The organism is Kitasatospora sp. NPDC094028 (assembly GCF_049543595.1).
Taxonomy (GTDB): domain Bacteria; phylum Actinomycetota; class Actinomycetes; order Streptomycetales; family Streptomycetaceae; genus Kitasatospora.
Genome location: NZ_JBMVFA010000024.1, coordinates 38,258 through 49,977, shown reverse-complemented (window position 1 = coordinate 49,977; position 11,720 = coordinate 38,258). Strand labels below are relative to the sequence as shown.

General features: G+C 73.0%; 10 protein-coding genes. 2 read left to right on the top strand and 8 right to left on the bottom strand.

The annotated features are described in order from the left end of the window. The first annotated feature begins 154 nt into the window (after window positions 1-154). A complete protein-coding gene (locus tag ACPC54_RS28860) occupies window positions 155-922 on the top strand; it encodes a lysoplasmalogenase (RefSeq protein WP_498968946.1) in 768 nt (255 codons plus the stop codon). 175 nt (window positions 923-1,097) lie between these two features. Here the strand turns inward: ACPC54_RS28860 and ACPC54_RS28855 are convergent, their stop codons facing one another. The 8 genes from ACPC54_RS28855 to ACPC54_RS28820 form a co-directional block, all read right to left on the bottom strand. Further along, window positions 1,098-1,688, bottom strand: coding sequence for a hypothetical protein (locus tag ACPC54_RS28855; RefSeq protein WP_498968945.1), 591 nt, complete (start codon window positions 1,686-1,688; stop codon window positions 1,098-1,100). 231 nt (window positions 1,689-1,919) lie between these two features. Further along, complete coding sequence (locus ACPC54_RS28850) at window positions 1,920-2,723, bottom strand: exodeoxyribonuclease III (protein WP_498968943.1); 804 nt, start codon at window positions 2,721-2,723, stop codon at window positions 1,920-1,922. 149 nt (window positions 2,724-2,872) lie between these two features. Then, on the bottom strand, window positions 2,873-4,660 hold the full coding sequence (gene ggt / locus ACPC54_RS28845) for a gamma-glutamyltransferase (RefSeq protein ID WP_498968941.1): 1,788 nt from the start codon (window positions 4,658-4,660) through the stop codon (window positions 2,873-2,875). A gap of 378 nt (window positions 4,661-5,038) precedes the next feature. Continuing rightward, on the bottom strand, window positions 5,039-6,034 hold the full coding sequence (locus tag ACPC54_RS28840) for a cupredoxin domain-containing protein (protein ID WP_498968939.1): 996 nt from the start codon (window positions 6,032-6,034) through the stop codon (window positions 5,039-5,041). Between the two features lie 195 nt (window positions 6,035-6,229). Further along, window positions 6,230-7,336 carry an ROK family glucokinase gene (locus tag ACPC54_RS28835; protein WP_498968937.1) on the bottom strand — a complete coding sequence of 369 codons (1,107 nt, stop codon included), beginning with the start codon at window positions 7,334-7,336 and terminating at the stop codon, window positions 6,230-6,232. Continuing rightward, window positions 7,333-8,166: an ATP-binding cassette domain-containing protein gene (locus ACPC54_RS28830; RefSeq protein WP_498968935.1), complete on the bottom strand. Its 834-nt coding sequence runs from the start codon at window positions 8,164-8,166 to the stop codon at window positions 7,333-7,335. Before ACPC54_RS28830 ends, ACPC54_RS28835 begins: the two co-directional genes overlap by 4 nt. Next, window positions 8,163-9,221: an ABC transporter permease gene (locus ACPC54_RS28825; protein ID WP_498968933.1), complete on the bottom strand. Its 1,059-nt coding sequence runs from the start codon at window positions 9,219-9,221 to the stop codon at window positions 8,163-8,165. Before ACPC54_RS28825 ends, ACPC54_RS28830 begins: the two co-directional genes overlap by 4 nt. Then, complete coding sequence (locus ACPC54_RS28820) at window positions 9,218-10,237, bottom strand: substrate-binding domain-containing protein (protein WP_498968932.1); 1,020 nt, start codon at window positions 10,235-10,237, stop codon at window positions 9,218-9,220. The genes ACPC54_RS28825 and ACPC54_RS28820 overlap by 4 nt, the downstream gene beginning before the upstream one ends. Before the next feature lie 312 nt (window positions 10,238-10,549). On the opposite strand from ACPC54_RS28820, the gene ACPC54_RS28815 reads away from it, so the two are divergent. Continuing rightward, entirely contained in the window at window positions 10,550-11,680 is a 1,131-nt protein-coding gene (locus tag ACPC54_RS28815; protein WP_498968930.1) for an alpha/beta hydrolase, read from the top strand. Window positions 11,681-11,720 lie beyond the last annotated feature (40 nt).

The window sequence follows — 11,720 nt, the reverse complement described above, 5'->3', positions numbered from 1 at the left end:
CCCGCGGCGGGGCGGGATCCGGCCGTCCCGGCGGGATCCGCGGGCCGGGCCGCAGCCGGGTTACGCACCGGTAACCCGCCCTTCCCCCACCGGACCGGCTCCCTTAGGGTCGGTGGATCCCCCCGGACCGCCCGACCACGGAGGCAGCAGCCGCATGACCATCCGCACGACCGCCCGCGCCGCCCTCGGCACCCGCCTGCGCTCGGTCTCCCGTTCGACCTCCGGCCTGTTCGGCGGCTTCGCGGCCGCCTCGGCCGCGCACCTGGGCTCGATCCTGTCCGGGGCGTCGGTGCTGCAGAACGCCACCAAGCCGGCCCTGATGCCGCTGCTGGCCGCGCACAGCGCGGCGGCGACCCGGGCCGCCGAGCGGCAGGCGCCGAAGCTGCTGACGCCGGCGCTGCTGCTGAGCGCGGGCGGCGACGTGCTGCTGCAGCTGAAGGACGACACCGCGTTCCTCGCCGGCATGGGCTCCTTCGCGGCGGCGCACGTCTGCTACGTGACGATGTTCGTGCGGCGCGGCGCGCTCACCGACCGGCGCCGGGCCCTGGTGGTGGCGGCCGCGTACGCGACGGCCTGGGTGGGCATGATCGGGCAGCTCTGGCCGGACCTCGGGGACCTGAAGGCGCCGGTGGCCGGATACAGCCTGCTACTCGCCTCGACGGCGGTCACCTCGGCCGGGCTGGGCTGGCGGACGGGCCTGGGCGGGGCGCTGTTCCTGCTGTCCGACACGCTGATCGCCACCCAGCTGGCGAAGTGGCGGGAGCTGCCGGGGCATCAGTTCTGGATCATGGCGACGTACATCCTGGCCCAGTACCTGCTGGCGAGCGGCACCCTCGGGCACGAGGAGCGCGCGGCGCACGCGGAGCGGGAGCGGGAGCGGAACGCCGGGCGTGCGGGGTACCCGGAGCCGGCCTTCGCCTGACGCACCCCCGGTCCGGCCCACCCGCCGCCCGGCCCACCCACCGCCCGGCCCACCCACCGTCCGGCGGACCCGCTGCCCGATGCATCCGTCCGGCGCGGTCCGCCCGTCACGCCTGCGCGCCGCCGGTCCCGTCAGCGGGTCCGGCGGCGCGCAGGTGCGGCGGGGGTGTCGGCCATCAGGCACCGCGCCGCCGCAGCAGCCAGAAGCCGCCGACGCCGCCCGCGACCAGCGCGAGGCCACCGGCCAGCTCGGCCGGGTCGGCCGCTACCGAGCCGCCGAGGCCGGTCTTGACGGCGCCGTGCGGGGCGACCTGCTGGCTGCCGGCGCCGGACTGGCCGAGCGAGCCCGCCCACTCACCGGCTGCTTCGCCCCAGTCGCCGAGGCCCTTGTCGGGGCCGGAGGGCGCGGAGACGGTGCTGACGGTGACGGTGGTGGCGAAGGCGCCGCCGTCCGGGCAGGTGCCGTCGACCTTGCTGTCACCGGCGTGTTCGGAGGCGAGCCGGGCGGAGCCGGTGTGCTTGCCGTCCGCGCCCAGGGTCAGGGTGGCGGGGCCGCCTTCGAAGGCGGCGGAGTGGGCGGTGATGGTCTTGGCGTCGGGCTTGTCCGACTTCTCGCAGGAGACCGTGACCGTCACGGTCTGGCCCGGTGCGGCCTGGGACGGGCTGACCGAGGCCGAGCCGTCCCTGGCGGATGCGAGGGGAGCCGTCAGGCCGGTCAGCACCGTCGCGCCGATCAGGGCGGCGGCGGCCGTACGCGTGGGGCGCATGCCGGAACCTCCGGGATTCTCGGGCGCGGCCGGGGACTCCCTCGTCTCCGTGGTCGAACAACCGTGCCCGGTCACTCCCCGAAGGTAGGCAGCCACCGGGGGCCCGGCCACCGCTCAGGACCGTTCGGGTTACCGCCCGTCACCGCCGGTGACGCGGCGGCGGGCGGCTCGGCCGTCTCGGAGGCCTCCGAGGCCTCAGCGACCTCCTAGGCCTCCGAGACCTCAGCGAGCTCAGAGATCGAGGTCGACGACGACCGGCGCGTGGTCCGAGGTGCCCTTGCCCTTGCGCGCCTCGCGGTCCACGTAGCTGTCGGTGACGGCGTCGACGAAGGGCTTGTTGCCGTAGGTGAGGTCGATCCGCATGCCCCGGTTCTTCGGGAAGGCCAGCTGGCGGTAGTCCCAGTAGGTGTAGGGGCGGTCGTACTTCAGCGGGCGGGGCACCACGTCGTGCAGGCCGATGCCGTCGAGCGCCTCCAGGGCGGCGCGCTCGGTGGGGGTGACGTGCGTCAGGCCCTCGAACGCGGCGACGTCGAAGACGTCCTCGTCGGTGGGGGCGATGTTGAAGTCCCCGAGGACGGCGAAGGGGCGCTCGCCCGCCGCGTCCTCGACGGAGGCCTTGCGCAGTGCCTCCAGCCACTCCAGCTTGTAGTGGTAGTGCAGGTGGCCGACCTCGCGGCCGTTGGGCACGTACACCGACCAGACCCGGACCGGGCCGCAGGTGGCGGCGATGGCGCGCGGTTCGACGTCGGGCAGCAGCGCGCCGTCCGCCAGGTAGCCGGGCTGGCCGGGCAGGTCGCGCACGACGTCCTCCAGGCCGATCCGGGAGACGACGGCGACGCCGTTCCACCGGCCGTTGCCGTGCGCGGCGGTCTCGTAGCCGAGCGCGCGGACCTCGTCGTACGGGAAGGCGTCGGCCGCGCACTTGAGCTCCTGGAGGCAGAGCACGTCGGGCTTGGCGCTCTCCAGCCACTCCAGGAGCTTGGGCAGCCGCGCGGTGACGGAGTTGATGTTCCAGGTGGCGATGCGGACGGTCACGGCGGGCGGCCTTCCCGGTGGTTCGGTACGGACGGGGCGGGCTCCCCCTCACGAGGAAGGCCCACCCCGAACATACCGCCCGCCACTGACAGACCCGGCCGGTCAGCCCGGCCGGCCCGGGTCGGCCCGGCCCGGTCGGTTCGGCCCGGTCAGCCCGCGGGCCGGACCACCGCGGCCGAGCCGCCGCCGCGCCGCACCGGTTCGGCGGCGGCCACCCAGCGGCCGTCCGGCAACCGTTCCACCCCGGTGGCGGCGCCGATCTCGGCGACCGAGGAGAACCGGTGCCCCAGGCCCTCCAGTTCGGCCCGCTCGGGCAGGGCGAGGAAGCCGGGCTCGGCCTGGCTGGCGGCGGTGTTGCGCTGGCTGGCGCGCGGCGCGGCGATCGCCTGCTCCAGGCTCAGGCCCCGGTCGAGACGGCCGAGCAGCACCTGCAGGGTGGTGGTGATGATGGTCGCGCCGCCGGGGCTGCCGGTGGCGAGCAGCGGCTCGCCGTCCCGCAGCACGATGGTCGGGGACATCGAGGAGCGCGGCCGCTTGCCCGGGCCCGGCAGGTTGGGGTCGGGGACGCCGGCGGTGAGCGGGGCGAAGTCGAAGTCGGTCAGCTCGTTGTTGAGCAGGAAGCCCCGGCCGGGGACGGTGATGCCGCTGCCGCCGGTCTGCTCGATGGTGAGGGTGTAGGAGACGATGTTGCCCCAGCGGTCGGCGACCGTCAGGTGGGTGGTGTTGGGGCCCTCGTACGGCTCGGCGACGGCCGGGCCGTCCTCGGCGCAGTCCGCCGGGTGGCGCGGGTCGCCGGGGGCGAGCGGGCTGGTGAGGGCGTGGTCGGGGCTGATCAGGCAGGCCCGGGAGGCGGCGTAGCGCTCGGAGAGCAGTTGCCGGGTCGGGACGTCGCTGAACGCCGGGTCGCCGACCCAGCGGTTGCGGTCGGCGAAGGCGATCCGGGAGGCCTCCAGGAAGTGGTGGTAGTACTGCGTCCCGCCGGCGGCGGAGAGGTCGCCGTCCTCCAGGATGTGCAGCGCCTCGCCGACCGTGGTGCCGCCGGAGCTGGAGGGGGCCATCGAGTAGACGTCGTAGTCGCGGTAGGCGACGTGGGTGGGGGCCTGGTCGCGGACCCGGTAGGCGGCGAGGTCGGTGGTGTCGACCTTGCCCGGGCGGGCCTTTCTCCCTGATGCTGGGTCAACTGGAGGATGCTGGACGGTGTTGGCGATGTCGGTGGCCAACTCGCCTCGGTAGAAGGCCTGGACGCCGTCCTTGGCGAGCAGCTTGTAGGTGGCGGCGAGGTCGGGGTTGCGCAGGACGGTGCCGACCTCGGGGGGCTTGCCGTTCGGCAGGTAGAGCTTGGCGGTGGCCGGGAAGTCCTTGAACCGGTCGTAGTTGTCGGCGGTTTGGCCGCGGAAGGTGTCGTCGACGACGAAGCCGTCCTCGGCGATCCGCTCGGCGGGGCGCAGGTTCTCGGCGAGCGAGCGGCTGCCCCACTGCCGCAGTGCGGCGTCCCAGGTGGCGGGGGTGCCGGGGACGCCGACCGACAGGCCGCTGGTGACGGCGTCGGGGAACGGCAGCGGTTTGCCGTCCTCCAGGAACAGCCCGCTGTCGGCGGTGCGGCTCGCCGTCTCGCGGCCGTCGATGGTGTGCACCCGGCCGGTGGCGTGGTCGTAGTAGACGAAGTACCCGCCGCCGCCGATGCCGGAGGAGTACGGCTCGGTGACCCCGAGGGCCGCGGCGGCGGCGACCGCCGCGTCCACCGCGTTGCCGCCCTGGCGCAGCACCTCGACCCCGGCCGCGGTGGCGTCCGCGTCGACGGTGGCGACGGCCCCGCCCCAGCCGACCGCCTCCGGCACCTTCGGTGGCGGGGCGGCCGCCCCGGCCGGGCCCGCGTTGGCCCAGACCAGGGCGGTGGCGAGCAGCAGCGATGGTGCGAGACGGGTCAGAGCCCTCATTCCGAGTCCTCCTGAGTCGGCGTCATCCCAGTTGTTCCACAGGCGGACACGATCCGACAACCACACCACACGGCTACCAGCGGGTAGTTGACGCGGAAACGGGGGCGGGGACTTCGGGCACGAGCACGGCGGGCCGAAGATCACGGTCCGGAATCGATTCCGGACTCGGCGAAACATCTCTTCATGCGATCTATATACGGTGTGAGGGCTCACCACCAAGGGCACCCCGATGGTCTGCGGCCCCGGCAGCGACGGCCGGGACCGCTGGAAGTCGGCGGGCTGAGAACAGCGAACAGAATTCAACCGACAGCTTTCAGCGAACGTCATCCGTCCGCTGAAAGCTGTCGGTTGAAAGTGGAAAGTCGTCGCTCGACCCGCTCAGTGCAGCTCGACGACCTTGTGCATCCCGAGGAAGGCGTGCGGGACGCCGGTCTTGTCGTCCGGGATGAAGCAGAGCAGGACGTACGTGCCGGGCTTGAGGTCCTCCGCCTCGAACACCGCGGTGTCCCCCGGGGAGATCGCGCTGAGGCCTGACGGCACGCCGGAGAACGGCGGGGTCGGGTGCTGGCCCTTGGCGGTGGCGTCGAAGAAGGCCTGGACGTCCGCGTCGGTGGTGCCCGGCTTGACCGGCTGGAGCACCATCTCGTGCAGTTCGTCGGCCTCGTTGCGGACCACGATCGGGGCGTCCGCGTCGTCCAGGTCCTCGACGTCGAACCGGGGACCGGCCGGCGTCTCCTCCTGGACCACGGTGGCGTGTTCCTCGGCCCCGCGGTGGTGCCGGTGGTGCCGGTGGCGCCCGTTGTGCCCCTCGAACTCGATGGTCGCGAAGACCGGGTGTGCCGGGTCCTTGAGGAAGGCGGTGAAGTCCAGCACCAGCACCTCGCCCTCGTCGACCTCCCCGGTGAACCGCGCCGGGACGTCCGGCGAGACCAGGGTGCCGCCCAGGGCGTCCGCCTCCGCCGCGACGGCCCTGATGCCCTGGGCGGCGGTCGCCGGGGTCTCGCTGACGGCCTTGGTCAGGTCCGCGAACAGGGTGGTGTGCGAGACCCCCTCGTGCGGACGGATCAGCTGGATCTGCCGGCCGGCCGGGTCGTCGGTCTCCACCGCGAAGGTGACCAGTCCGCCCTCGGCCTCGTCCTGGACGTCGATCCCGCCGCCCTTGTTCACGTCGATGTCGACGACGTTCCGGTCGTGGTGCCGCTGGTGGTGCCCGCGCCCATCCCGGTGTTCGTGTCCGTGTTCGCGCCCGTGCTCGCGGTCCCCCCCGTCGTGCCCGCCGGCGGTGGCGACGCCGGCGGTGGTGAAGGTGGTCGCGCAGGCGAGCGCGGCTATCGCGGCGATCCGTGCGGCGCGGCGAAGCGGTGGGTTCGTCATGTGGTGTCCTCTCGTGAGCCCCCTGGCACCGAGAGTCACCGATCCCGTCCGCCTTCAAGCAGCCACGCGCGAAACCTGCCCGTTCGGCTCACCCGATCCCGCCCGCTCGGCCCACGGCCCGTCAGGCGGAGCCCGTCCGACCGAGGCCCGCCCGGCGGCGACCGCCGGGCGGGCCCGCCCCGCCGGAGTCCCCCGCTACAGCGCCGCGCGCTCCACCCGGCGCCGCTTGATGGTGCGGAAGCGGCGGGCGACCTGGCGGGCGAGGTCGGCGGCGCCGACCAGGCCGGCCTCGTTGCCGAGGGCGGCGTGCGCGATGGTGGCCTCGGGGCGGAAGCCGCGCCCGGTGAGGGTGCGGCGGAAGGTGTCCCGGGCCGGGCCGAGCAGCAGGTCACCGGCCTCGGAGACGCCGCCGCCGATGACGAAGCGGCCCGGGTCGAGCGCGGCGGCCAGGTTGGCGATGCCGACGCCGAGCCAGGTGCCGACCTCGTAGAGCAGCTCGATCGCGGTCGGGTCGCCTTCCCGCGCGGCCTCGGTGACCAGCGGCCCGGTGATGCCGTCCGCCGTGCCGCCGGCCCGGGCGAGCAGCGGCTGCACCACCGGCGACTCCTCGGCGGCGAGCTCCCGGGCGTCGCGCACCAGCGCGTTGCCGGAGGAGTACTGCTCCCAGCAGCCGCGGTTGCCGCACGGGCAGCGGTGGCCGCCGGGCACCACCTGCATGTGCCCGAACTCGCCCGCGAGGCCGTACTTCCCGCGGTCGACGTAGCCGTCCCGGACGACGGCGCCGCCGATGCCGGTGCCGAGGGTGAGCATCACCATGTGGTCCTCGCCGCGCCCGGCGCCGAAGCGCCACTCGGCCCAGGCGGCCGCGTTGGCGTCGTTCTCGACGATCACCGGGAAGCGCAGCCGCTCGCTGAGCGCCTGCTGGAGCGGTTCGTTGCGCCAGTTGAGGTGCGGGGCGAACAGCACCCGGGAGCGGTCGGCGTCGACCCAGCCGGCCGCGCCGACGCCGACCGCGTGGACGTCGTGCCGGTCGGCGAGCTGCAGCACCAGCTCGACGATGACGTCCTCGACGACCTTGGGGCTCTTGCTCTTGTCGGGGGTGTCGGTGCGCAGCTTCTCCAGCACCTGCCCCTCCCCGTCGACGACGCCCGCGACCACCTTGGTGCCGCCGATGTCGACCCCGATGGTGGGCAGCCGCAGTATCCCGGCGGGCAGGGCGCGGCGGCGGCGCTCGGCGCGCGGGCCGAGGCCGAGCAGGGTGGGCAGGACGGGCGGCCGGGTGCCACCTGGGGTACCGGTCACGGCTGCGGACGCTCCTCACGGGAATCGCTGGGATCGGGGGAGACCGCCGGTCGGGCCAGCTCGTGGGAGAGTTCGGCGAGGTCGGAGCCGCCGGCCATCTCGGTGGTGAGCTGTTCCAGGCTGATCTCGGCGCGCGGGTGGCTGCCGGCCATCCGGCCGCGCTTGAGCAGGGTGAAGTGGTCGCCGACCAGGTACGCGTGATGCGGGTTGTGGGTGATCAGGACGACGCCGAGCCCGGCGTCGCGGGCCGCGGTGACGTACTTGAGCACCACGCCGGACTGCTTGACGCCGAGTGCGGCGGTCGGCTCGTCCAGGATGAGCACCTTGGCGCCGAAGTGCACCGCGCGGGCGATCGCCACGCACTGGCGCTGGCCGCCGGAGAGGGTGCCGATCGGCCGGTCGACGTCGTGCAGGTCGATGCCCATCCGGGCGAGCGCCTCGCGGGTGGTGGCGCGCATGCCGTCGGCGTCCAGGCGCAGGCCGCCCCAGCGGCGCAGGCCCTGCTCGGAGCCGAGGAAGAAGTTGCGCCACACCGGCATCAGCGGGACGACGGCGAGGTCCTGGTAGACGGTGGCGATGCCGAGGTCGAGGGCCTGGCGCGGGGAGTCGAGGCGGACCTCCTCGCCGCCGACCGTGTAGCGGCCCTCGTCGTGCCGGTGCAGCCCGGCGATGATCTTGATGAGGGTGGACTTGCCGGCGCCGTTGTCGCCGAGCACGCAGCTGATCTCGCCGGCGTGCAGGGTCAGCGAGACGTCCTGCAGCGCGCGGACCGTCCCGTAGGTCTTGCCGACGCCTTCCAGCGCCAGGAGTTCATCGGACGTGGTGCTCATCGCGGACCCCGTTCGGCGCGGCGCTTGACGTAGGCGTTCAGCAGCGCGGCCAGCAGCAGCATCGCGCCGAGGAAGAACTTGAACCAGTCCGGGTTCCACTGGGCGTAGATGATCCCCTTGCTGGCCATGCCGAAGATCAGCGCGCCGAGCGCCGAGCCGACGACCGAGCCGTAGCCGCCGGTGATCAGGCAGCCGCCGATGACGGCCGCGACGATGTAGATCAGCTCGTTGCCGACGCCCTCGCCGGACTGCACGGTGTCGAAGGAGAACAGCAGGTGCTGCCCGAGCACCCAGGCGCCGAAGCCGACGCCGAGGTAGAGCACGGTCTTGGTCCGGGCGACCGGCACGCCGACCGCTCGGGCGGCGGCCGCGTCGCCGCCGACCGCGAAGACCCAGTTGCCGAAGCGGGTGCGCAGCAGCACCCAGCTGCCGACCACGAGCAGGCCGAGCCACCACCACACGGTGGCCTTGACGGTCAGTCCGCCGATGGTGACCTCGGAGGCGAACAGCCGGCGGCAGGACTCGAAGCCCTGCATGTCGGCGATCGACTTGGTGGAGACCGTGCCGGAGATCGCCTTGGTGAGGCCGAGGTTGGCGCCGGTCAGCATCAGGAAGGTGCCGAGGGTGACGATGAAGCTGGGCAGCCTGGTGCGGCCGAGCATCCAGCCGTTGAACCAGCCGATCGCCAGCGTGGTGGCGAGCGAGACCAGCACGCCGACCCAGGTGACGGCGGTGAACTGGTAGGACACCATCGAGGAGGTCAGCGCGGCGGTGGTGACCAGCACGCCGGCCGAGAGGTCGAACTCGCCGCCGATCATCAGCAGGGCGACCGGTACGGCCATGATCCCGATGGTGGAGGCGGCGTACAGCACGGTGCCCAGCGAGGAGACCCGCAGAAAGGGTTCGGCGGCCGCGGCGAAGACCGTGAAGACGGCGACGGCGGCGATCAGCGAGCCCAGTTCGGGGCGGGCGAGGAGCCGGCGCAGGGCGGCCGGGCGGTCCTGGACGAGGCCGTCCCGGGCGAGGACGTCGGGGGTTCCCGAGGGGGTGCTCAACGCGTCCCCCTCGCGACGTACTCGGCGAGCGCGTCGGCGTTGTCCTTGGTGAGGATCTGCGGGCCGGTCTCGACGGGCCTGCCGCCGCCGAGCATGTCCAGGTTGGACTTGTACAGCCAGAGCAGGTCGACGCCCTCGTAGCCCTGGAGGTAGGGCTGCTGGTCGACGGCGAAGCCGACGCTGCCGGACTTCAGGCCGGCGACGACCTGGGTGCCCAGGTCGAAGGTGTCCAGTTCGACGGGGCGGCGGGCGTCCTGGATCGCCTGCAGGCCGGTCGCGGCCATCGGGCCGGAGAGGGTGAGCACGGTGTCGATGGACTGGTCGGCCTGCAGCTTGGCGGAGATCGCGGCGCGCGCGTCGGGCATGTCGACGCCGTTGACGTAGAGCACCTGGAACGCGGCACCGGCCTTGGCCTGGGCGCCGCCGCAGCGCTGCTCCTGGCCGACGTTGCCCTGCTCGTGGATGACGCACAGGACGGATCTGCGGCCGCGGGAGGCGAGTTCGGCGCCGGCGGCCTGGCCGGCGGTGGCCTCGTCCTGGCCGATGTGGGTGAGCGCGCCGAACTTCGCGGAGTACTCCTGGCCGGAGTTGACGGTGATCACCGGGATGCCGGCCGCCTTGGCCTTGGCGAGGACGTCGGCCATGGCGTCGCCCTTGGCCAGGGTGACCAGCAGGCCGTCGACCTTCTGGTCGATGGCGGCCTGGACGAGCTGGACCTGGTTCTGGGTCTGCGCGTCGTTGGAGTACAGGAAGGTGATGTTGTCCTTGGCGGCGGCCTGCTCGGCGCCCTTGCGCACGCTGTCCCAGAAGGCGTCGCCGGCTCCGGCGTGGGTCACCATGGCGACCTTCCAGCGCGGGGTCGTGACGGCGCCGCCGGCGGCGGCCGCGGCCTTGGCGCGGGCCTCCTCGGCGCGTCTGCCTCCGGTACTGCTGCAACCGGCCGCGGTGACCGCGAGGGCCAGGACGGCGCAGACGGGCCAGAGGCGGCGGGACGGGCGAAAGCGGGTTGTGCTCATCCCCCTAGTCTCTCTGCCCGGGCCGTGCGGGCTCGCACCGCCTCGCCCGCCGGCGCGCACGGTACCCGGGGTAAGGTGCTCCGGGGGACCTTTCCTGGAAGTTCGCTGGACGCGTGGTCCGGACGACACCCGTTCGGGTGGCAGACTATGCGCCGACCCGAAAGGGGAGCAGCACGTGCGCGTGATGTTCCTCTCAGGTTCCGCACAGATTCGGACGGCAACCGATCGCCGGTTTCCCACCGTCTGATGCCAATTGGAGTGCGTTCGGGCGCGTGGGGCCCGGGCGGCCAGCGACCCGGATACGAGAGCTTGATGCAACTCACAGGAACGCCGTTCTTCGTCCTCACCGTCATCCTGGTGCCGGTGGCCATCGCGGTCGCGCTGGTGTTCTGGGGCAAGGTGCGCGGTCCGCGGCCGGTGCGGATCCTGTCCCGGCTGGTCATGATCATGTTCTGCCAGATCACGGCCGTGCTGATGGTCTTCGTGATGGTGAACAACGCGAACCTGATCTACGGCAACTGGGACGACCTGCTCGGCACCGGGGACCACGTCCGGGCCGTGCCCTCCGTGCCGCCGCTGGACGCCGAGGGCGGCAAGGGCGGCGGGGGCGACTCCGCGGGCAAGCAGCCGCCGAAGGTGATGCAGAAGTTCGCCGGGGTCGGGGACCCGGCGGTGCCCGGGGACGTCCAGAAGACCGAGCTGAAGGGCCAGGTCTCCGGCGTCGACGGCGAGGTGCTGGTCTGGCTGCCGCCGCAGTACAACGACCCGGCGTACAAGGACAAGAAGTTCCCGGTGGTCGAGCTGATCCCCGGCTACCCGGGCTCCTCCTCCACCTGGTACGGCACCCTCAAGGTGTCCGAGCAGCTCAAGCCGCTGATGCAGCAGGGCAAGGTCTCGCCGTTCATCCTGGTCTCGCCGCGCACCCTGCTGCTGCAGCACCAGGACGCCGGCTGCACCGACATCCCCGGCAAGGTCAACGCCGACGCGTGGATCACCCGGGACGTGCCGCAGATGGTGATGGACAACTTCCGCGCCGACCCGTCCGGCGACCGCTGGGCCATCGCCGGCTACTCGGCCGGCGCCCACTGCGCGGCCAAGATCTCGCTGGCCCACCCCAACCGCTACCGCGCCGCCATCTCGATGTCCGGCTACAACGACCCGGGCACCGAGTCGGACTCGCTGGTCGGCAAGGACGCGAAGCTGCGCGAGGCCAACAACCCGGTCAACATCCTGAAGGCCGCCCAGACCCCGCCGAAGGTCTCGCTGTACATCAGCGGCAAGAAGGGCGACGGCCTGGAGGACGCCCAGGCGCTCGCCGCGGTGGCCAAGGACCCGACGAAGGTCCAGGTCCAGGAGACCAACGGCCCGCACACCACCGACCTGTGGAAGACCATGGTGCCGGGCATCTTCGAGTGGCTGACCGCCATCATCCCGCCCCAGTAGCAGCGTCCCGGCCCAGTAGGACCTTTGGGCCGTACGGCCG